A 21,992-nucleotide genomic window follows, 5' to 3' on the forward strand; every position below is an offset into this window, starting at 1 on the left:
GAAAGGGAGATTCTCCTATGAAAATCAGAATCGATATTCCTCATCATCCTTATGATATTCAGATTGAAAAAGGTTGTCTAGCCCATGCTGGTCAATGGTTGCGTGAACTCTGGCAACCACAAAAGGTAGTCATTGTGACAGATAACCATGTAGCCTCTCTCTATGCAGAGAAGGTTAAACTCAGCCTAGAAGATGCTGGTTTTCAGGTAGCTGTTTTTGACTTTTTAGAAGGCGAAGAAAGAAAGAATTTAACCACTGTTCAGAAAGTCTATGAATTTCTAGTTAAGCAAGGTCTGACTCGTAGTGATGGAATTGTGGCCCTTGGTGGTGGTGTCGTTGGGGACCTGGCTGGCTTTGTAGCCTCTACCTATATGCGGGGCATTCACTTTGTTCAGATTCCGACTAGTTTGACAGCCCAGGTTGATTCTTCTATCGGTGGAAAGACAGGTGTTAACACTCCATTTGCTAAAAATATGGTGGGAACTTTTGCCCAACCTGATGGGGTTCTGATTGATCCGCTTGTCCTTGAAACACTCGGAAAAAGAGAGTTGATTGAAGGAATGGGTGAGGTTATCAAGTACGGCTTGATTGAGGATCCAGAACTTTGGTCTCTCTTGACGGAGCTAGATGGTTCTATTGAGAGCATTCTGGAATATGCAGAGACTTTGATTGAACATTCTTGTCAGGTGAAGCGCAAGATGGTGGTTGAGGATGAGTTGGACAATGGTGTTCGCCTTTACCTCAATTTTGGGCACACTATTGGCCATGCCATTGAAGCGACTGCCGGTTATGGCAAGGTCATGCATGGAGAAGCCGTGGCCATGGGCATGGTGCAGATTTCCAAGGTTGCTGAGGAAAAAGGCCTCATGCCAGCTGGTATAACCCAGTCCATCAAAGAGATGTGTCAGAAATTTGGTTTGCCTGTTGACTATGAAAACTGGGATGTTGATAAACTTTATCAAGCTTTGACTCATGATAAGAAAGCGCGTGGGAACACCTTGAAATTGGTCTTGGTACCAGAGCTTGGTTCAGCGACCATTCACCCAGTTTCTCTGGAAGAGATGAAAGACTACTTGGTAAAATAAGGAGAACGTATGAGATATTTAACTGCGGGAGAATCACACGGACCCCGTATGACAACTATCATCGAGGGAATTCCGGCTGGACTTCCTTTGACAGCAGAGGACATCAATGAGGATTTGAAACGTCGTCAGGGTGGATACGGACGTGGTGGTCGTATGAAGATTGAGAGTGACCAGGTTGTCTTTACTTCGGGTGTCCGCCATGGGAAGACGACTGGGGCTCCTATTACCATGGATGTCGTCAATAAGGACCACCAAAAATGGCTAGATATCATGTCTGCAGAAGACATAGAAGACCGCCTTAAAAGCAAGCGGAAAATCACTCATCCTCGCCCAGGCCACGCCGACTTGGTAGGGGGGATCAAGTATCGTTTTGATGATTTGCGAAATTCCTTGGAGCGTTCGTCTGCCCGTGAAACCACCATGCGGGTGGCAGTTGGAGCGGTAGCCAAACGTCTCTTAGCTGAGCTGGATATGGAGATTGCCAACCACGTTGTGGTCTTTGGTGGTAAGGAAATCGATGTTCCAGAAAACTTAACAGTCGCAGAGATTAAGAAACTGGCAGCCCAGTCTGAAGTTTCTATTGTTAACCAAGAACGGGAACAGGAAATCAAAGACTATATTGACCAAATCAAGCGTGACGGCGATACCATCGGTGGAGTTGTTGAGACAGTCGTCGGAGGAGTTCCAGTCGGCCTCGGTTCCTATGTCCAATGGGACCGAAAATTAGATGCCAGATTGGCCCAAGCTGTCGTCTCTATCAATGCCTTTAAAGGGGTGGAATTTGGTCTTGGGTTTGAAGCTGGTAACCGAAAAGGCAGCCAAGTCATGGACGAAATTCTCTGGTCTAGAGAAGACGGCTATACTCGTCGCACCAATAATCTAGGTGGTTTTGAAGGTGGTATGACCAATGGGCAACCCATCGTTGTTCGAGGTGTCATGAAACCCATTCCCACTCTCTACAAACCACTTATGAGTGTGGATATCGAAACCCACGAACCTTACAAGGCAACCGTGGAGAGAAGTGATCCGACCGCCCTTCCAGCAGCAGGTGTGGTCATGGAAGCTGTTGTGGCAACGGTTCTGGCGCAAGAAATCCTTGAAAAATTCTCATCTGACAATCTAGAGGAATTAAAAGAGGCAGTTGCCAAGCACCGAGACTATACAAAGAACTATTAAGGAGTCCTTATGGCAAAAACCATCTATATCACAGGTCTCGGTTTGATTGGTGCTTCTATGGCACTCGGTATTAAGCGTGATCATCCTGATTATGAAATTTTGGGTTATAATCGCAGTCAGGCTTCGAGAGACATTGCCTTGGAGCGGGGGATGATTGACCGTGCGACGGATGATTTTGCCAGTTTCGCTCCCCTAGCAGATGTCATCATCCTGACCTTGCCAATCAAGCAGACCATTGCTTTTATTAAGGAGTTGGCAGATTTAGACTTGAAAGAAGGCGTCATTATCTCGGATGCAGGCTCGACCAAGTCAGCCATCGTGGATGCGGCGGAGGAACATTTAGCTGGCAATCCTGTTCGCTTTGTCGGGGCCCATCCCATGGCCGGTAGCCACAAGACAGGGGCTGCCTCTGCGGATGTTAATCTCTTTGAAAATGCCTACTATATCTTCACACCTTCGAGCCTGACAAGTCCTGACACACTTGAGGAAATGAAGGATCTGCTTTCAGGCCTTCATGCTCGTTTTATCGAGATTGATGCCAAGGAGCATGATCGGGTGACTTCTCAGATTAGCCATTTTCCTCATATTCTGGCTTCCAGCCTTATGGAGCAGACAGCAGTTTATGCTCAAGAACATGAAATGGCAAGGCGCTTTGCAGCGGGTGGTTTTCGAGATATGACTCGGATTGCAGAGAGTGAGCCAGGTATGTGGACTTCCATTCTCTTGTCTAATCGTGAGACCATTCTAGAGCGAATTGCGGATTTCAAGGAGCGTTTGGAAGCGATTGGTCAGTCTATCAGCAAGGGAGATGAAGAGCAAATTTGGAACTTTTTCAATCAAGCACGTGAGCAACGGCAGGCTATGGAAATCCATAAGCGTGGTGGTGTGGATAGCTTTTACGACCTCTATGTCGACGTTCCCGATGAAGAAGATGTCATCTTGCGGATTTTGGAATTGCTACGTGGAACTTCCTTGGTCAACATTCACATCAACGAAGAAAACCGTGAGGATGTTCACGGGATTCTACAAATTTCCTTTAAAAATGCTCAGGATCTGGAACGAGCTGAGCGCTTAATTACAGAAAATACAGACTACACAGTCGTCATCAAATAAGGAGAAAATCATGTCAAATATTTACGATAGTGCAAATGAACTCAGTCGTGGGTTACGCGAATTACCAGAATACAAGGCGGTCAAGGCAGCAAAAGATGCCATCCAAGCTGATGAACAAGCTAGCAAGATTTTTGCAGACTATCTCGCTTTCCAGCAAGAAATCCAAGTCATGGCGCAAACGGGACAAATGCCAGACGCCTCTTTCCAAGAAAAGATGCAGTCTTTCAGTAAGCAAATCCAAGAGAACGCTCTTTTGTCAGATTTCTTTGCCAAACAGCAACAATTGTCTATATACCTTTCAGACATTGAAAAAATTGTCTTTGAACCTGTTTCAGAATTGTTGAAATAGTATTTTATCTGTATAAAAGCCAGAAATTTCAGGAATTTCTGGCTTTTTTGTGATAAAATAAGAAAAAGTATTGCAAGTATGAGGTCAACTATGAAACTAAAAACAAATATTCGCCACTTACATGGCAGTATCCGGGTTCCAGGTGACAAGTCTATCAGCCATCGTTCGATTATTTTTGGAAGTTTGGCTGAGGGCGAGACTAAGGTTTATGATATTTTGCGTGGAGAGGATGTACTTTCAACCATGCAGGTTTTTCGTGACCTTGGTGTTGAAATTGAGGACAAAGATGGGGTCATTACCATTCAAGGTGTAGGCATGGATGGCTTAAAAGCTCCGCAAAACGCCTTGGATATGGGAAATTCTGGCACCTCGATTCGTCTGATCTCAGGTGTCCTTGCTGGTGCAGACTTCGAAGTAGAGATGTTCGGAGACGATAGTCTTTCCAAACGTCCTATGGATCGTGTGACGATTCCATTGAAAAAAATGGGCGTTAGTATTTCAGGGCAAACTGAGCGAGACCTGCCTCCTCTTCGCCTCAAAGGAACAAAAAATCTAACACCTATTCACTATGAGTTGCCAATCGCCTCTGCTCAAGTTAAGTCTGCCTTGATATTTGCAGGCTTGCAGGCTCAGGGGGAGTCCGTTATTATCGAGAAAGAATGTACTCGCAACCACACCGAAGATATGCTACAGCAATTTGGTGGTCATTTAAGTGTGGATGGCAAAAAAATCACAGTTCAAGGACCACAAAAACTGATCGGACAAAAGGTAGTTGTTCCAGGAGATATTTCCAGTGCAGCCTTTTGGTTGGTCGCAGGTTTGATTGTTCCAAATTCTCGTGTGGTGCTGCAGAATGTGGGCATTAATGAAACGCGTACTGGTATTATTGATGTCATTCGTGCCATGGGTGGAAAACTAGAAATAACTGAAATTGACCCAGTCGCTAAATCTGCTACTTTGACTGTTGAGTCTTCAGACTTGAAAGGGACAGAGATTGGTGGAGCCTTGATTCCCCGTTTGATTGATGAATTGCCTATTATTGCCCTTCTAGCGACGCAAGCCCAAGGTGTAACAGTTATTAAGGATGCTGAAGAACTCAAGGTTAAGGAAACCGACCGCATTCAGGTGGTGGCAGATGCTTTAAATAGCATGGGGGCGGATATCACTCCTACAGCAGATGGGATGATTATCAAAGGAAAATCAAGACTTCATGGCACTAGAGTCAATACGTTTGGTGACCATCGTATCGGAATGATGACAGCTATTGCAGCCCTCTTGGTTGCGGATGGAGAAGTGGAACTTGACCGTGCTGAAGCCATCAATACCAGCTATCCTAGCTTCTTTAATGATTTGGAGAGCTTGATTCATGGCTAAGGTATTACTCGGATTTATGGGGGCAGGCAAGTCGACAATCGCTAGAGGATTGGACCCAGACTACATTGATATGGACGCCTTAATCGAGGAAGGCTTAGGAATGTCCATTGCGGATTTCTTCTCTGAAAAGGGAGAAGAGGCCTTTCGTCAAGTAGAGTCAGAAGTGCTAGCTGACTTACTAAAAACGGATCACGTTGTGTCAACTGGCGGAGGAGTTGTCATTTCTCAGAGAAATCGCGATTTGCTCAAAACCAATCCTGATAACATCTATCTAAAAGCAGATTTTGAAACCCTCTACCAACGTATCGCAGCTGACAAGGACAACCAGCGTCCGCTTTTTCTCAACAAAAGTAAAGAAGAACTAGCCAGTATTTTCCATGAAAGACAAGCTTGGTATGAGGAAGTAGCCAGTCGGGTTCTAGATGTGACCAAGCTAAGCCAAGAGGAAATTATAGAGGAGCTGAGATGAAAATTGCCTTTCTAGGTCCCAAGGGATCTTTTTCTCATCATGTTGTGCAGACAGCCTTTCCCAAAGAGGAATTGCAGGCTTTTGCCAATATCACAGATGTTATCAAAGCTTATGAGCAAGGCTTGGTGGATTATTCTGTGGTGCCAGTTGAAAATTCTATCGAGGGTAGTGTTCATGAAACCTTGGATTACCTTTTTCATCAGGCTCGTATCCAAGCAGTTGCAGAAATCGTCCAGCCTATTCACCAGCAGTTGATGGTGGTTCCAGGTCACTCAAAAATTGAAAAGATCTTTTCTCATCCTCAGGCTCTGGCTCAAGGAAAGAGGTTCATTGATGCACACTATCCAGATGCTAAAATAGAGGTAACCGCTAGTACTGCCTATGCAGCTCGATTTATTTCAGAACATCCAGACCAGCCATACGCAGCCATTGCACCAAGAAGTTCTGCCGAAGAATATGGCTTGGAATTAATTGCAGAGGATATTCAGGAGATGGAAGCCAATTTCACACGTTTTTGGGTGTTAGGGGAAGAGATACCGAAGATTCCTTTGAACTCGCAAGCTGAAAAAATGAGTTTGGCCTTGACCTTACCAGACAACCTACCTGGTGCTCTTTACAAGGCACTTTCGACCTTTGCTTGGAGGGGGATTGACTTAACAAAGATTGAAAGTCGCCCCCTTAAAACAGCCTTGGGAGAATACTTTTTCATTATCGATATAGACTATAGTGACAAAGAACTGGTTCATTTTGCCAGACAAGAACTAGAGGCCATTGGGATCCAGCACAAGATACTGGGAACCTACCCGATTTTTACCATAACTGATATAGAAAAGGAGAGTCAATGAGCAAAGAAAATCCTTTAAGTCATCACGAGCAGTTACGTTATGACTATCTCTTCAAAAATATTCATTACCTCAACGATCGTGAACGGAGGGAGTTTGATTATCTGCAGCAAAAAATGACAGGTCCCAAGTCTGAAGTTCACCACTTCTCCCAAGAAGAAAAAGAAGAAACTTGGGGTAGAGATATTGATCTTCCGACTTATGGCAGTAGAAGTCGATCTAAGAGACGTGAAAAGGTAGCTCCTCTGCCTAAAGTCAAAAAGAAAAAAAGAAGAATTCGCTTCAAACGAATCCTGACTTGGTTCCTGCTGTTGATTACCTGTGTGCTTGCAGGGATGATTTTTATGTTTCTTCGAGGGTTCCAGTCAGCGGCAAATCCAACAAATAAACCAGCTGATGCTAAAGCAGCTCAGGTAGAGGTCTTTAACGGTCAGGATACCAAAGACGGTGTGAATATCCTAGTCATGGGGACAGATGGCCGTATCGGTCAAAATAGTGCAGAAACCCGTACCGATACGATCATGGTGCTGAATGTCAGCGGATCGGATAAGAAGATCAAACTAGTCAGCTTTATGCGTGACAACTTAGTTTATATCGACGGGTATAGTAAGATTGTAAATGGCCAGAAACAAATGGATAACAAACTAAACGTCGCTTATGAACTTGGGGAACAAGAAGGGCAAAAAGGTGCTGAAATGGTCCGCAAGGTTCTAAAAGACAACTTTGATCTGGATATTAAGTACTATGCTCTAGTTGACTTTCAGGCCTTTGCAACAGCCATTGATACCCTCTTCCCTGACGGAGTAACGATTGATGCCCAATTCTCAACATTGAATGGTCAACCTTTGACAGAAGCCACAGTTGGAGATGACCTTCATGCAACAGAGACAGAGTCGCCAACTCAAACTATCAAAGTTGGAAAACAGCAGATGAATGGATCCACCTTGCTGAACTATGCTCGCTTCCGTGATGATGATGAGGGAGACTACGGTCGTACCAAACGTCAGCAACAAGTCATGTCAGCTGTTCTTGAGCAAATCAAAGATCCAACCAAGCTCTTTACGGGATCAGAGGCACTTGGAAAAGTCTTTGGCATGACATCAACAAATCTACCGTATAGCTTCTTGTTGACCAATGGATTATCTGTCCTAGAAGGTGCTCAAAATGGAATTGAAAGACTCACAGTACCAGAACTTGGTGACTGGGTAGATGCTTATGATGTCTATGGAGGGCAAGGACTTCTTGTCGATCAAAATAAATACCAAACCAAACTCGCTCAAATGGGGATGAGATAAGAGGCGATAAATGAAAATCAAAGTTTGATTCACTAGTGAAATGGTGGTCTGAGCTTTGGTTTTTCTTACTATCTGATAGATTTTTAAGGCTTTTTTATGGTATAATAAAATGATATAACTCGTTATTGGACAGAAGAGGAGAGATATGAGTGATTTGAAAGCGATTCAGGCTCGTAGCCTGGAAATGGCTGAATATTTCGTCGCATTTTGTAAAGAACATGATTTGTTGTGCTACCTCTGTGGAGGAGGAGCTATTGGCGCCCTTCGTAATAAGGGCTTCATTCCTTGGGATGATGACTTAGACTTTTTCATGCCCCGCAAGGACTATGAAAAATTGGCAGAACTGTGGCCCCGTTATGCAGATGAGCGCTATTTCTTGTCAAAGAGCAAGAAGGATTTTGTAGACCGTAACCTTTTTATTACCATTCGTGACGAGGAAACAACTTGTATCAAGCCTTATCAAAAGGATTTGGATTTGCCATACGGTTTGGCCTTGGATGTTTTGCCTTTGGATTATTTTTTCAAATATCAGCTTTTTGCTCTAATAAAAAAGAGAATAAGTTGGAAATTTTCATTAAACTATAAGCACGTATATGAGGAGGTACTAAGATGGGTAGAAATTTTTTTGAAAAATTAAGATTAATTTCTATAAGAGATATTATTTCGCTTTTATTTATTTTTCCTATAGCCTATGTTATTTCTCTATTCTTTAGACGCAAGAATAAGAATCTAATACTAATATGTGAAAGTGAAAGAGAAGCTAGAGATAATGGCTATTGGTTGTTTAAGTATATTAGAGAAAATCACCCAGAGGAAAATGTAATATATGTTATTGATTTTGAATCTCCTGACGTTCATAAAGTCAAAGAGTTAGGAGAATGTATCCAATATTGGTCTTTGAAACACTGGATTTATTATCTAAGTGCAGGAGTAAATATAAGTACACAAAAAGCAGGGAATCCAAATGCGGCTGTTTTCAATCTCATGGAGGTATATCTAGGTTTAAAAACAAACAAAGTTTTTTTGCAACATGGAATTACAGTTTCTGATGCTAAATGGCTATATTATGAAAATACAAAGATGCGTGGCTTTATATGTGGAGCGGAAAAAGAATACAATGAAATTAAAGAAAAATTTGGTTATCCTAGTGGCTACGTACAATATTTAGGTTTTCCAAGATTTGATAATCTTCATAATAATAGTGTCAATAATAAACAAATTCTTGTAATGCCTACATGGAGAGAATGGTTAAACTTAAATACTAAAGCTAGAACTAGCTTTAATGAAGGTAATATTTTTACAGAAAGTGAATATTTTAAAAAATGGAATGAGTTTTTATTAAATAAGGACCTAAAAACTTTTTTAGAAGTAAATGACTTAACTTTAATTTTTTATCCGCATAGAAATATGCAAGGAAATCTACATGAATTCCAAACCTCATCAAAAAATATAATATTGGCAGATTGGAAAAAATATGATATACAAGAATTATTAAAAGAGTCAGCTTTTTTAATTACAGATTATTCTAGTGTATTTATGGACTTTGCTTATATGAGAAAGCCAGTTTTGTTTTATCAATTTGATTATAAAAAATTTAGGGAGGGTCAGTACGAAGAAGGATACTATGACTATAAAGATGGATTTGGAAGAACAATAGACACTCTAGATGAATTAATAATAGAAATTGAAAAGCAGTATTATAATAATTGGATTTTGGAAGATAAATATAAAGAAAAAATTGAAAATTTTTTTAGAATATATGATTCTAATAATTCTAAAAGAGTATATACATTTATAAAGGAAGTAATGGGAAAAAAGGAATGAAATTAACTATAGGCATACCAGTATACAACGGAGAAAAATATATATCCCGTTGTATAGATTCTATACTCAAAGAGTATGAGAAGGCAAAAGAAAACATAGAGTTAGAATTGTTAATCGTAAACGATGGTTCAAAAGACAATAGTGAAACAATATTAAAAGAGTATAGTGAAAAAATATCCTTGATAAAAGTAATAACACAAACCAATTCAGGTTTAGCTCATGTAAGAAGAGTAATTCTAGAAGAAGCTAGTGGAGATTATCTATGGTTTGTAGATGTAGATGATGAGATAGAAGAAGGGGCAATAGAATTTATAGCTAATCAAAAATTAGAAGAAGTAAATATATTTAATTATAGAGTAGGATACGAGAATAGTAAATTAGAGACTATAAGTATGGGAATACAAGAAAACATTATAGTTATTCCTAATAAAGAAAAGAAAATTTTCACTCTTCCAAATGCCGTTTGGCATTATATATATGATTTAGAATTTTTAAGAAAAACTAAAGTAACCTTTAAAAGTGGCTATTTATATGAAGATTTTGAATTTATGGCAAGATTATGGCCTAATGTAAGTAAAGCAAAATATTTTAATTTTAGCATATACAAATATTATTTAACAGAAGGTTCTATTATGCGTGGTGGCACTGCTATAAATAAAATAAGAGATATAGAAATTATGGTAAAGAGTGTAGAAGAATACTATGCAGAAAATTATCCAGGAGAATATAAAGAAGAGTTAGAATATTTTAACTGGTACCATATTTTATACGGAGGATACGCAAATATCTTAAGAATAGATGAAACCTCTCCTCTATTAGATGAATATCTAAAAAAAGTTAAAATTAAATATCCAAATTGGATAAAAAATAAATATTTAAAGAGTCAACCTTTAAAGAGAAAAATACTAATGTATTTGATAAAATATAATCAAAGAAAAATAGTGAAAAAACTTTTGAAATAGGTGAGATATGGATAAAAAGAAAATTTTGTTTATAACCTGGTCATTTAGTATGGGGGGCGGAGCTGAAAAAATTCTGGAAAATATTTCTAAAGGCTTAAGCGATGAATATGATATTGATGTTTTAGAGATAAATCATCATGGTATTGCAGTGAGTGACGATGAAAATATTAATGTATTAGAACCTGTATTCAAAAATTTAGAAAATACTAGTCTTTTTAAAAGTATTAAATGGAAGCTGTTCTTGTTCTTTCCAAAATTTTTTAGAAATAGGATAACTCGAAAAAAATACGATTATGAGATTGCTTTTAATTATCTTTATCCAGTTTATTTACTTAATGATGATGTGAAAACAATATCGTGGAATCATGGAACAATTTATAATTTGCAAAAGCATAAAATATCTAGGATTAGACAAGGCAAAAAACTAAGATCTGTTAACAAAATAATAGCTATTTCAGAAAAAACAGAAGAATCCATCAAAGAAATTTATCCTGAGTATAAGAAAAAAATAGAACTAGTATATAATGGATATGATTTTAATGATATCAATGCTAAATCTCTTGAAAATGCGGAAATTAAATTTGAAGAGGACAGTCTTATCTATATAGGACGAATAGAAGAATCAAAAGGCATAAAGAGACTGTTAGAAGTTTTTAAGAATGTGGTTGAAAAGATTCCCGATAAAAAATTATATCTATTAGGCAAAGGCGATTTAGAGGAATATGTCAGTAAATTTATACTTGATAATCAATTAGAGAACAATGTTTTTATGCTGGGCTATGTTAAAAACCCGTATCCATACATAAAAAAATCTTCTTATGTCATTTTATTATCAGAAGCAGAGGGCTTTCCTACCGTTTTAGTCGAAAGTTTAGCTTTGGGAAAGGGATTCATTAGTACACCTGTAGGGGGAACAAATGAACTATATAATTCTCAAAAATGTGGCTTTGTTTCGGATAACAATGAGGAAATTACCAATTATATTGTAGAAGAACTTAGTAAAAATAAGGAAAACAGAATTATTAAATCAGAAGTATGTAGAAAACATGTAGACAATTTTTCCTTAGATAAACAAATTGCTAGTATAAAAAAAATCATTAAAGAATTATAGGATGATAAAAATATGGATAAAATCATAGTTCCTATGAGTTATATGGGAAGTGGATCTTCTGCTGTGACAGATTTATTAAAAGAATATGAAGGGATAAACACAAAAAATTCAGACTTTGAGTATGTATTCTTATATGCACCCGATGGATTATTTGATTTAGAATATAAATTACTATATAATAATAATGCTATAAGAAGCGATGAAGCCATAAAGAATTTTAGAAAACTCATGGAAAAGTTGTATCATTATGATGGTTGGGGAATAGCTAATTATAAAGATAAAATATCGCATAACTTCATGAATGTGGTAGAATCTTATTTGGATTCTATAATAACTAATAAATATCAGGGGATTTGGTATTATCATCAAAAACCTTCAAAAATTGCCTGGCTTATGAGAGTTATAAAGAGAATTATCTTTAAAAAGACGACAAAGCCAAAACAAGTGCAATTAGAAATGAGTATGGTATCGTCGGATGATTTTTATGAAAAAAGTAGAAAATTTATTTTAAATGTAATAAAAGAAATTTCGGATAAAGAAGAGTATATAGTCCTAGATCAGCTTTTATTGCCTCATAATCTTAATATAATTGATAATTATAAAATTGAAGAGTTATTTCCAATAATAATCTCTAGAGATCCTCGGGATGTATTTATAATGAATAAATACTTTTGGAAGCCCAGAAATCAAGAGGTGCCATATCCAACCGATGTTAAGGAATTTTGTAATTATTACAAAATGATGAGAGAAAATGAGAAAAAAACAAATACTTTAGCATTACGATTAAATTTTGAAGATTTAGTTTTGAATTATGAGGAAACAAAACAAGATATAGAAAATTTCATCGGTATAGATTCTATCCATCATAAAGCAAAGTTTGAGTATTTCAACCCAGCTATTTCTGTGAATAATTTACAAGTTTACAATAGAGACGATAAATACAGGGAGGAAGTAGAAGTGATAGAGTTAGAATTATCAGAGTACCTATATAATTTTAAGGAACGTATTGTTTCTACTGGGGATGTTTTTTAAATTATCATGTAAAGGAATGAGGTGAGTATTTGATATTAGATTGGAAAAGAGTGTATTATTTGATTACGCTATTTAGTTATGTTGTAACAATTTTTTTAGGAATTATATATATATACAATAATTCCATTGTTACATTATTGATAACTTTAGTTATGCTTATTATAAGTAGTGTTTTATATTGTTTTAATAATATAAAGTATTATATAATACACCTTATTTTTTACATTACAATTTTCCTTTTTTTAGTCTCTAGGCCAACAATAGATTATTTCAAATATGGGCTAATAAATACTTATCAGGAAGATGCCTATAGATTTTCATTTATAGCAGTTATTATTTCTATTATTGGGCTAACTATAGGAGGTTTATTAGTTTCTAAAAAAGAAAATAATAAAAAAGAGGGATATGAAACCCAAAAATCTAGATTATTCATACATAGTATAAGAAAGATATCTCTAACAGTATTTTTAATTTCATATCCGTTCTATTTAATTAGGTTAATCGAACGGCTATTGTATAGAATAAATGTATCATATTATGAATATTATGCAGAGTTCAAAAGTGAACTACCCTATTTTACATATACATTATCGACGTTTGTAGTTTATGCTATGTGTATTTACTTAGCTACTAAACCAAGTAAACGTCATTCTACAATAGTATTAGGCCTGTTTGTTACGGGTAATGTAATAAACCTTTTAATAGGAACAAGAAATCCATTTGTACTTAGTTTGATATTTTCATTTATTTATTATTTTATGAGAAATCAGACAGAAAAAGGAGTATGGATAGGTATTAAAGAAAAAGCTATGCTCTATATAGGTACACCAATCATGATGCTAGTTATGGGTTTTTTGAATTATGCCCGTGATGGGGCAGGAATTGGTAATATGAGTTTTTCTGAACTTTTGATAGATTTTATCTATAAACAAGGGACTAGTTTTGGTGTTTTAGCGAGAGGCTACTTATACGGAAGTAATTTGCCGATACGAGAATTTAGAAATTATACCTTTAGTCCCATAATTGAGTATATCACTAGGGGAAATTTAGGAATTTTATTTGGTGGGACTCCATTTGTTAGTGCTAATAATAGCATCGAGTTAGCTCTTGAAAGTGATAGATATGCTCATAATATCTCGTACATTGTTTTGAGACAAGATTATTTAGCAGGACATGGAATAGGCGGAAGCTATATAATGGAGATATATACTGATTATGGTATGATTGGAATATTTTTGCTGAGCATTATAATGGGAATATGTTTTATATTCATGATGAAAACTTCATATAAACCAGGGATACTGTTGTTTAGTATTACATTATTAATTTTAAATAATTTGTTCTTTATGCCAAGAGGGAGCTTTACAGAGAGTTTCTTTAATTTAGTTACATTGCAATATTGGGGGATAGTTATTGTTATATTTTTTGTAGCAGGTTTAATAAATAGAAAAGTAAAACACGTAATTAACAATAAAGGAGATGTATAATGTTTGATAATTATTCGATTGCAGATTTATTTGCAAATATTTATAAAAAAAGAGTATTAAATCTAGTTTCATTAGTCGTTCTATTTCTATGTTTAGCAGTTCCATACTCTTATAAAGTGCTTACAACAAAGTCTATTGTAAAGGATACTAGTAATTATTCTAGTTATCTTTCATATAAGATAACTGCGCCGTTAGAGGAGAACACAGTACCTAATAATACAATTGGAGGATACAGTGATTTCTATGGTCATTTAATTAAATCTAATTTAAATGGTGCTTATTTATTCAATGATCTACCTGAAGAAGATATGAAAAAAATTGCTTCAGAGTTAGGGACAAGTGAGATTACACTTAAAAATTCAAATTTTGATTTTTGGGACAAAAAAGTAGAAGTGAGTTCCTTATTAAACAATGCTGGGATCACGGTAAAAATATTGACACAGAGTAAATTAGCGAATGATAATATCGAACAGAAATTAGATTTGTTAATAGATAAATATAAACATGTATACTCTGGTGTCACAGTTGAAAAATTAGAGACAGTTTATTCAAAAGAGCTTAAAAATAGTGACAGAGAATCTGGAGTTAGTAAAGCTACTTTGTTTATTCGTTTGATTATACTAGGAATAGGTGCTTTGATTTTAGTATTATTTGCTAATATAGCAGTTTATATTTTCAATCCAACCATCAATAGGGCGGGCGATTATGAAAAATATGGTGTAGATTTTATTGTAAAAATAGATGATCAAGAGAATTTTAAAGACATTTTAGATTACAAAAATGGGAATAAGAATTTACTATTATTGGCAACAAATAAAAAAGTTATTGATAAATTCTCTAAAAAATATGCCAAAGTTTTACCAGAAAATATTCGAATAGGAAATATGAGTGATATTAAGTCAATACTAGAATCTGATAATATTTTATTTATTGAAGAATATGGCATAACTAAATATAAAAACTTTGAAGAAAGTTTACAGGTTATAAAAAATTTAAATAAAAAATTGTTAGGTGTTGTCACATATAGATTATAGCATATGTAAAAGATAGAGAGTGGTATACTATTTTTTAAAATTTAGCCATCTTTACAAACTGTTGTTGATTGAATAAAAGTTAAATCTGAAGTGGATAGAAGAAGTCTACTACATGAAAAGTCATCATTTGATGGCTTTTTTATGTGCAACGAGCACATCGGACATTGGCACTACAATTTTATCTTGTTATTTGTTTTCATTTATAAAAAAACTTTGAGAGTGCTTTAATTGACAGATACTTGCAAATTTTCAATTTCAATAGATTGCTGATAAAAGTTAGTTGTTAGTATTACAATGCTAACGTATAGATTACCTAAGTTTAGAGTCATCACTCAAGAAAGTTTTCAATCCGTAGTAGAATTAATGATTAAGGTAAAAAATCAAATTCGCCGTGGAGAGGTCAGTTGTATAAGATAGTCATAATTTTCACATCACTATTAAAATAATGGTTAATACATCCTATAAATTTAGAACAGTTAATCGTCTCCTTTCCATAGATAACTTTTACTAAGTAATTAGATAGTACAATTGTATGTATTTTAAAAAAAACTACGAAACTCTTGGCACTGCACCCATAAAATGAGACACAAGAAAACACTCCTGTTGAAATCTGGTAAACTAGAAACAGGAGTGTTTTGTTATGGTCAAAAAAGCATATTCAGTAGTAACTAAGCTAGCCTGTATCGAAATGAAGAAGGCAGGTAAATCAAATAAGGTTATCATGGATACCCTCGGTATCAAAAATGCTAGTCAGGTCAAGACCTGGTGGCGTTGGTATCAGAATGGTGAATTGTACCGTTTCCACCAACCTGTTGGGAAACAATATACTTATGGTAAAGGAATGAAACAATTATCTAAAGTCGAACAGTTACGTTTGCAGGTGGAATTACTAAAAGAGTATCAGAGCTTGGTAAGAAAATCGACAAAGTAAGTCTTATCAAGCTAGTGGAAGAGTATAAGAAAACGTGCCCTGTATCTATTATTTTAGAGTGTTTCGGCGTCAAATGCTCCACCTTTTATCGCTGGAAACAGGAGTGTAAGAATTCTCAGAAAAGAGACGAAATAGCGGATAAAATCGAACAACTCTGTATGGCAAATCGCTTTATTTACGGCTATCGAACCATCACTCGTTTACTAAAGAAAGTTTATAACCTCGTCGTTAATCGCAAGAAGGTCTATCGTATCATGAAGGAAAAAGGCTACATTTGCCGTGTCCGTCCCAAGAAGGGACCTAAATTAGGGAAGCCTTACCATGTAACAGACAATAAGCTGGATCGTGATTTTCAGGCAGACAAGCCTATGGAGAAGCTTGTCACAGATATCACCTACCTCTACTTTGGAAACTGTAAACTTTATCTATCTTCGATCATGGATCTCTATAATCGTGAAATAGTAGCTTATAGCATCTCCGAGTGTCAAGATACGGACTTTGTGCTCGACACACTTCATCAACTTGAGCTACCTCAAGGAGCACTCTTACACAGCGACCAGGGATCTGTCTACACCTCAAAAGCCTACTATCAAGCTTGTACAGAAAAAGGCATCACCCGCTCTATGTCCCGAAAAGGAACACCAGCAGATAATGCCTGTATCAAATGGTTTCATTCCGTCCTAAAGTCTGAAACCTTCTATCTCCATAATTGGAGAAACCTAACTAAAGATAGTATAACAGATATTGTTAAAAATTACATCATATTTTATAATGAAACTAGAATTCAACAGAGATTAAATGACCAGTCTCCTGTAGAGTACAGAAAACTGGTCGCATAAGAGGTTTTTTCTATTGTCCCATTATTGGGGTGTAATGCCCTTCTTTTGAGATTTTTTATATCTGTATGTGCTATAATAGTAATTAGAATTTCATATAGTAGAGAGGAACAATTTTTCCATGAAAAGTATTAAACTGAATGCTTTAGCATATTTAGGAATAAGAATACTAAATATTATATTCCCTATTTTAACGGGTACATATGTAGCTCGTGTATTAGATAAAACATATTACGGATACTTTAATTCTGTTGATACCATACTTTCATTTTTCTTACCTTTTGCTACTTACGGAGTATATTCATATGGTCTAAGGGGAATCAGTAACGTAAAAGATAATAAAAACGAGGTTAATAAGGTATTCTCCCAATTATTCTTTCTCTGTGTAATTTGTACAAGCTTATGTATCGTAGTATATGTATTTGCCTATCCTCTATTCTTTGAGAATAACCCAGTACTGAAAAAGGTATATTTAGTAATGGGTATTCAATTAATTGCACAAATGTTTTCCATAGAGTGGGTGAACGAGGCTTTGGAAAATTATGATTTCCTTTTTTATAAGACTGCTTTGATTCGAACCATTATGTTAGTTTCTATTTTTATATTTGTAAAAGAAGAAAAGGATATTATACCTTATACACTAATCATGAGTTTATCGACTTTTATAAATTATTTGATTAGTTATTTTTGGATAAAAAGAGAAATAAAATTAGTCAAAATAGATATTAAAGATTTTAAACCACTGTTTCTACCGCTTACTGCTATGCTTATTTTTTCAAGTGCAAATATGCTTTTCACTTTCCTTGATAGATTATACCTAGTTAAAATAGGTGAAGAATTATATGTCACATACTATACAATGGCACAAAGAATAGTTGGCGTCATCGCTGGATTAATTACTGGAGTTGTAAGTGTAAGTGTACCTAGACTTAATTATTATTTAGGAAAGGGTGATAAAACTTCTTATTATAATTTAGTAAATAAAGGAAGCCGTATGTTTATGTTTTTCATTATTCCGATAAGCATTGGATTAACAGTGTTAGGAACCGAAACAATACTAATATACGGAAGTGAAAAATATGTTGAAGGCGGGATGTTGACATCGCTATTTGCTTTCAGGACAATTTTCTTATCTTTAGATATTATTTTAGGAACTCAAATTATATTTGCTCATGGCTACGAAAAACAACTAACTATTTTCACTTTATTTTCGGGTATTATAAATATCCTATTAGATAGTCTATTGTTTATAAACAATATTTCAAAACCAGAATTGTACTTGATAACTACAATGGTTTCTGAAGTTATTTTATTAATAATCTATTCAAGATTTATTATAAAAAAACAATTAATATCGTTAAAAAATATATTTCACTATACTATGCGATATTTTATATTTAGCCTCACCTTTATACCGATTTACTATATAGTTAATATTGTTAATCCTACAGAAATGATAATAACTTCCAAATTAATTATGAATATAGCTGTTATTATTGTCCTATCAATAACAAGCTATTCGCTTTTATTATATATAACTAATGATGCTATCTTACAAGAAGTTTTTGAATATTTTAAAAAAATAAAAAAGAAATTTTGTTAATTTTGGAGAAGAAAATGAAAAAAATAACGGTAGAAGAAGCTAAAAATATTGAATTAGAGATTTTATCATATATAGATACTTTTTGTAAAAAAAATGATATAGAATATTTTCTTAATTACGGATCTCTTATTGGGGCTATTAGGCACAAAGGCTTTATACCTTGGGATGACGATATCGATATTAGTATGACGCGTGAAAATTATAACAAATTCATAAAGTTGTTTGAAAAAGAGAGTTCAAAGTATAAACTACTTTCATTAGAAACTCAAAAAGAATACTATAATAACTTTATAAAGATAATAGATCCATCCACTGTTATAGATAACACAAGAGTATATACAACTTATCCCACGGGTGTATTTATTGACATATTTCCTATGGATACCTTTAATGATAAAAAAATTATGAAATTATTTTATAGATTGGATAGTTTAAGATTACTAGCATCAAGCAAGAGAAAGAATATTATATACAAAGACAATCGTATTAAGGATATTATAAGGCAAGTTATTTGGTTCTTATTACTGCCGATATCACCGAGAATTTTTGCTATTTTTATGGAAAAACTTACGAGTAAATATTATGATCCAAATGGAAAATATATAGCTTTTCTTTCCTCGAAGTTAGGAGAAAGAGAGATATTTAAAAGAGAAATTTTTGAAGGAATAATAACTGTAGATTTTGAACATCTTAGACTACCAGCTCCTAAAAATTATGATTTCATTTTAACTCAATATTATGGTGATTATATGCAGTTGCCTCCGGAGGAAGAAAGAGGTTTTGGGCATGAGTTTGATGTCTATTTAATTGAAAACAAGAAACAATCGTAATTAGAAATTTGAACTCAAATCAGTATTACTCCCTTAAAGATGTAAGCTAATATCTAAGGAAAGATCATTAGAAAGAAAGTGTGATTCGCAGATGAATTTGAAACAAAAAAAATTAATCTTATTTATCTTTGTATTTTTCGCTATTGCAATAAGCCAATTACAGTTTGTGCAAGCAAATATAATCTCAACTGGTTCAGGAAATCGTATACATTTTATCAATACAAAAGGGGCAACAGGGAGTGACGCCATTATTTTAGAAAGTAACGGACATTATGCTCTAATTGATATGGGAGAAGACTACGATTTTCCGGATGGTAGTGATCCACGATATCCAAGTCGTGTTGGTATTAGTACAAACAATGGGTATGTATTAGAAGACAGACTTTTCCGACATATGAAATATTTAGGTGTAAAAAAGCTTGACTTTATTTTAGGAACTCACGTCCATAGTGATCATATTGGTGGTGCGGATGAAATTCTAAAACGTTATCCAGTCGGAAAACTTTATTTAAAAAAATATACTGATGAGAGAATTACCAGTAAATGGCGTTTGTGGGATAACCTTTTTAATTATGATAATGCACTCAATGTTGCTCGTGAAAAAGGAGTAACTATTGTTCAAGATATTAAGGAAGAAGATAGTCGCTTCAAATTGGGTGATATGGATATCCAACTCTACAACTATAAAAATGAGTATGGTCCAGATGGCAAATTGAAAAGAGTCTATGATGATAATTCAAACTCAATAGTTGCTGTTGTTACTGTAGCTGGAAAGAGAATCTATCTAGGTGGAGATTTGGATAATGCCGAAGGAGCAGAAGATAAGTTAGGCCCGGTTATCGGTAAGGTTGATATGATGAAATGGAACCATCATTATGATGCGACAATTTCAAATACAGTTAACTTTATTAATAATTTATCACCAAGTATTGTTGTTCAGACAAGTGGATCAGATATTAATCGTGAATCCACTAGAGCTCTACTTCGAGAAAAGAATATAAAAATAGTAAAAGCTTATAGTCATACCAAAGATGCGACTGTTTTTGATATAGATAAAGAAGGATTTACTAACGTTTCGGAAGTTTTTCCCAATATACCAATAGTTAGAGAAAAATGGTATAAAGAAGATGGTTACTGGAAATATCGCTTGTCCGATGATGAAATGACAATTGGTTGGCGAAAAATAGATGGGGTTTATTATTTCTTTAATGGACAAGGACAAATGCAAGCTGGCAAATGGTTGCATTTGAAAGATTCTAGAGAAAAAATTGATGGAAACTGGTATTACCTAAATAACAACGGTGACATGCGAGAAACTGGTTGGTTTAACCAAGATGGCAATTGGTACTATATCACATCAACGGGAGCAAGAAGCTATAATGAACTCTTAGAAATTGCGGGGCAGAAATACCTATTTGATAAAGATGGTAAGATGCTAACAGGATATCAAGTCTTTAATGGCAAGAAGATGTTCTTTAGCGAAAGTGGTGCACTACAAACAGCAGGTAATCCTTCAACTTGGCAAAAGATTGGCTCAGATTGGTATTTCTATGATGAGGATGGATTACGGACTGTCGGTAAAAAGAATATCAATGGGAGCACATACTACTTTAATCAAGAAGGTATGATGCAAACAGGCTGGGCCTTTGTTGATGGTCACTGGAACTATTTTGCAAGTTCTGGAGCTATGAAAACCGGTTGGGTCAAGGAACAGGAAACATGGTATTATCTGGATAAAGATGGCATCATGTTAACTGGCAGACAAGATATTAATGGTGTTCGTTACTATTTGAATGCTAGTGGTGCCATGCAGACTGGCTGGAAGTGGCAAGACAATAGCTGGTACTTCTATACGAACTCAGGTGCTATGAAAACTGGTTGGTTGAAAGATAAAGAATCATGGTATTATTTGGATCCAGAAACAGGTATCATGGCTGTAGGATCTAAAGAAATTGACGGTAAGAACTATCTCTTCAGCTCTGTAGGTACTATGCAAGTTGGATGGCAATGGTCAAATGATTCTTGGCATTACTACGCTACGTCTGGTGCACTCCAAACTGGTTGGTTGAAAGATGATGATGCCTGGTATTATCTTGAAGGTAAGGAAGGCGTTATGTTAGTCGGCCTCCACCAAGTAGATGGTAAGCAATATTACTTTAGTAGATCTGGAGCCATGCAAACTGGCTGGAAATGGTCTGATAATCATTACCGTTACTTTGAATCAAATGGAGCCATGAAAACTGGTTGGATAAAAGACAAAGGCGTTTGGTATTATCTAAATCCTGAAGATGGTATCATGTTGGTTGGCCTTCATAAAGTAAATGGTGAACATTATTACTTTGATGAAACAGGAGCTATGGAAACTGGTTGGAAACAGATTGATAGTAACTGGTACTATTTCCAAGCTGATGGTTCTTTATTGAAGAATGCAACGACACCTGATGGTTACAAGGTAAACGAAGAAGGAATTTGGAAAATAAGTCAAACCACTGTAGCAGTGGAACAAGATAAGAAAGAGCAGATAACTGAAACTTCTACTTCAGCTGAGAATTCATCTCATGTTGAGGATAATTCTTCACACCCTATGATTGAGGAATAAATGTGATGTGTAAACACCTTAGAATCAGGTAGGACTAAAC

18 protein-coding genes and 1 pseudogene are annotated in these 21,992 nt (G+C 35.4%); all 19 read left to right on the forward strand.

The features are described from left to right. Nucleotides 1-17 precede the first annotated feature (17 nt). The 19 genes and pseudogenes from aroB to M1F74_RS04165 all read left to right on the forward strand — a co-directional run bounded on the left by aroB (nt 18) and on the right by M1F74_RS04165 (nt 21,952). Nucleotides 18-1,085, forward strand: coding sequence for a 3-dehydroquinate synthase (aroB, locus tag M1F74_RS04075; protein ID WP_247946370.1), 1,068 nt, complete (start codon nt 18-20; stop codon nt 1,083-1,085). Between the two features lie 9 nt (nt 1,086-1,094). Next, nucleotides 1,095-2,261 (forward strand): chorismate synthase, encoded by a 1,167-nt coding sequence (aroC, locus tag M1F74_RS04080; protein WP_247946371.1) that lies wholly within the window; start codon nt 1,095-1,097, stop codon nt 2,259-2,261. Between the two features lie 9 nt (nt 2,262-2,270). Then, complete coding sequence (locus tag M1F74_RS04085) at nt 2,271-3,374, forward strand: prephenate dehydrogenase (RefSeq protein WP_247946372.1); 1,104 nt, start codon at nt 2,271-2,273, stop codon at nt 3,372-3,374. 10 nt (nt 3,375-3,384) lie between these two features. Then, entirely contained in the window at nt 3,385-3,723 is a 339-nt protein-coding gene (locus M1F74_RS04090; RefSeq protein ID WP_000065973.1) for a YlbF/YmcA family competence regulator, read from the forward strand. 90 nt (nt 3,724-3,813) lie between these two features. Beyond that, a complete protein-coding gene (gene aroA, locus M1F74_RS04095; protein ID WP_247946373.1) occupies nt 3,814-5,097 on the forward strand; it encodes a 3-phosphoshikimate 1-carboxyvinyltransferase in 1,284 nt (427 codons plus the stop codon). Continuing rightward, nucleotides 5,090-5,566: a shikimate kinase gene (locus tag M1F74_RS04100; protein ID WP_247946374.1), complete on the forward strand. Its 477-nt coding sequence runs from the start codon at nt 5,090-5,092 to the stop codon at nt 5,564-5,566. The genes aroA and M1F74_RS04100 overlap by 8 nt, the downstream gene beginning before the upstream one ends. Then, the gene (pheA, locus tag M1F74_RS04105; RefSeq protein WP_247946375.1) at nt 5,563-6,411 is read left to right on the forward strand and encodes a prephenate dehydratase; all 849 of its coding nucleotides are present in this window, start codon (nt 5,563-5,565) and stop codon (nt 6,409-6,411) included. The genes M1F74_RS04100 and pheA overlap by 4 nt, the downstream gene beginning before the upstream one ends. Continuing rightward, on the forward strand, nt 6,408-7,703 hold the full coding sequence (locus M1F74_RS04110) for an LCP family protein (RefSeq protein WP_247946376.1): 1,296 nt from the start codon (nt 6,408-6,410) through the stop codon (nt 7,701-7,703). The genes pheA and M1F74_RS04110 overlap by 4 nt, the downstream gene beginning before the upstream one ends. A 145-nt stretch (nt 7,704-7,848) precedes the next feature. Next, a pseudogene (locus tag M1F74_RS04115) lies at nt 7,849-8,268 on the forward strand (LicD family protein); the annotation flags it as partial. Nucleotides 8,269-8,312: 44 nt separating this feature from the next. Continuing rightward, nucleotides 8,313-9,527, forward strand: a complete 1,215-nt coding sequence (locus M1F74_RS04120) for a CDP-glycerol glycerophosphotransferase family protein (RefSeq protein WP_247946377.1) — start codon at nt 8,313-8,315, stop codon at nt 9,525-9,527. Then, a complete protein-coding gene (locus M1F74_RS04125; protein WP_247946378.1) occupies nt 9,524-10,489 on the forward strand; it encodes a glycosyltransferase family 2 protein in 966 nt (321 codons plus the stop codon). Before M1F74_RS04120 ends, M1F74_RS04125 begins: the two co-directional genes overlap by 4 nt. A gap of 7 nt (nt 10,490-10,496) precedes the next feature. After that, nucleotides 10,497-11,600, forward strand: a complete 1,104-nt coding sequence (locus M1F74_RS04130; protein WP_247946379.1) for a glycosyltransferase — start codon at nt 10,497-10,499, stop codon at nt 11,598-11,600. 12 nt (nt 11,601-11,612) lie between these two features. Then, the gene (locus tag M1F74_RS04135) at nt 11,613-12,632 is read left to right on the forward strand and encodes a hypothetical protein (protein WP_006148070.1); all 1,020 of its coding nucleotides are present in this window, start codon (nt 11,613-11,615) and stop codon (nt 12,630-12,632) included. Between the two features lie 32 nt (nt 12,633-12,664). Then, nucleotides 12,665-14,119, forward strand: coding sequence for an O-antigen polysaccharide polymerase Wzy family protein (locus M1F74_RS04140; protein ID WP_247946429.1), 1,455 nt, complete (start codon nt 12,665-12,667; stop codon nt 14,117-14,119). Beyond that, nucleotides 14,119-15,153, forward strand: coding sequence for a prephenate dehydratase (locus M1F74_RS04145; protein ID WP_247946380.1), 1,035 nt, complete (start codon nt 14,119-14,121; stop codon nt 15,151-15,153). The genes M1F74_RS04140 and M1F74_RS04145 overlap by 1 nt, the downstream gene beginning before the upstream one ends. A gap of 640 nt (nt 15,154-15,793) precedes the next feature. Continuing rightward, a protein-coding gene (locus M1F74_RS04150; protein ID WP_247946381.1) for an IS3 family transposase occupies nt 15,794-16,923 on the forward strand; the annotation gives its coding sequence in 2 pieces (ribosomal slippage) (nt 15,794-16,058 and nt 16,058-16,923; 1,131 coding nt in all). Nucleotides 16,924-17,041: 118 nt separating this feature from the next. Continuing rightward, the gene (locus M1F74_RS04155) at nt 17,042-18,523 is read left to right on the forward strand and encodes an oligosaccharide flippase family protein (RefSeq protein WP_247946382.1); all 1,482 of its coding nucleotides are present in this window, start codon (nt 17,042-17,044) and stop codon (nt 18,521-18,523) included. Nucleotides 18,524-18,537: 14 nt separating this feature from the next. After that, complete coding sequence (locus tag M1F74_RS04160) at nt 18,538-19,353, forward strand: LicD family protein (protein WP_247946383.1); 816 nt, start codon at nt 18,538-18,540, stop codon at nt 19,351-19,353. Between the two features lie 91 nt (nt 19,354-19,444). Next, complete coding sequence (locus tag M1F74_RS04165; protein WP_247946384.1) at nt 19,445-21,952, forward strand: MBL fold metallo-hydrolase; 2,508 nt, start codon at nt 19,445-19,447, stop codon at nt 21,950-21,952. Nucleotides 21,953-21,992: the final 40 nt, after the last annotated feature.

The organism is Streptococcus oralis (genome assembly GCF_023109315.1).
In the GTDB taxonomy this organism is placed as follows: domain Bacteria; phylum Bacillota; class Bacilli; order Lactobacillales; family Streptococcaceae; genus Streptococcus; species Streptococcus oralis_BS.

Excerpts from the sequence above, each read along its gene's own strand:
- M1F74_RS04160 (WP_247946383.1), top strand. The coding sequence starts at position 18,538 with ATGAAAAAAATAACGGTAGAAGAAGCTAAAAATATTGAATTAGAGATT.
- M1F74_RS04135 (WP_006148070.1), top strand. The coding sequence starts at position 11,613 with ATGGATAAAATCATAGTTCCTATGAGTTATATGGGAAGTGGATCTTCT.
- M1F74_RS04090 (WP_000065973.1), top strand. The coding sequence starts at position 3,385 with ATGTCAAATATTTACGATAGTGCAAATGAACTCAGTCGTGGGTTACGC.
- M1F74_RS04145 (WP_247946380.1), top strand. The coding sequence starts at position 14,119 with ATGTTTGATAATTATTCGATTGCAGATTTATTTGCAAATATTTATAAA.
- M1F74_RS04120 (WP_247946377.1), top strand. The coding sequence starts at position 8,313 with ATGGGTAGAAATTTTTTTGAAAAATTAAGATTAATTTCTATAAGAGAT.
- M1F74_RS04100 (WP_247946374.1), top strand. The coding sequence starts at position 5,090 with ATGGCTAAGGTATTACTCGGATTTATGGGGGCAGGCAAGTCGACAATC.
- M1F74_RS04155 (WP_247946382.1), top strand. The coding sequence starts at position 17,042 with ATGAAAAGTATTAAACTGAATGCTTTAGCATATTTAGGAATAAGAATA.
- M1F74_RS04085 (WP_247946372.1), top strand. The coding sequence starts at position 2,271 with ATGGCAAAAACCATCTATATCACAGGTCTCGGTTTGATTGGTGCTTCT.
- aroC (WP_247946371.1), top strand. The coding sequence starts at position 1,095 with ATGAGATATTTAACTGCGGGAGAATCACACGGACCCCGTATGACAACT.
- M1F74_RS04125 (WP_247946378.1), top strand. The coding sequence starts at position 9,524 with ATGAAATTAACTATAGGCATACCAGTATACAACGGAGAAAAATATATA.
- aroA (WP_247946373.1), top strand. The coding sequence starts at position 3,814 with ATGAAACTAAAAACAAATATTCGCCACTTACATGGCAGTATCCGGGTT.
- aroB (WP_247946370.1), top strand. The coding sequence starts at position 18 with ATGAAAATCAGAATCGATATTCCTCATCATCCTTATGATATTCAGATT.
- pheA (WP_247946375.1), top strand. The coding sequence starts at position 5,563 with ATGAAAATTGCCTTTCTAGGTCCCAAGGGATCTTTTTCTCATCATGTT.
- M1F74_RS04165 (WP_247946384.1), top strand. The coding sequence starts at position 19,445 with ATGAATTTGAAACAAAAAAAATTAATCTTATTTATCTTTGTATTTTTC.
- M1F74_RS04130 (WP_247946379.1), top strand. The coding sequence starts at position 10,497 with ATGGATAAAAAGAAAATTTTGTTTATAACCTGGTCATTTAGTATGGGG.
- M1F74_RS04110 (WP_247946376.1), top strand. The coding sequence starts at position 6,408 with ATGAGCAAAGAAAATCCTTTAAGTCATCACGAGCAGTTACGTTATGAC.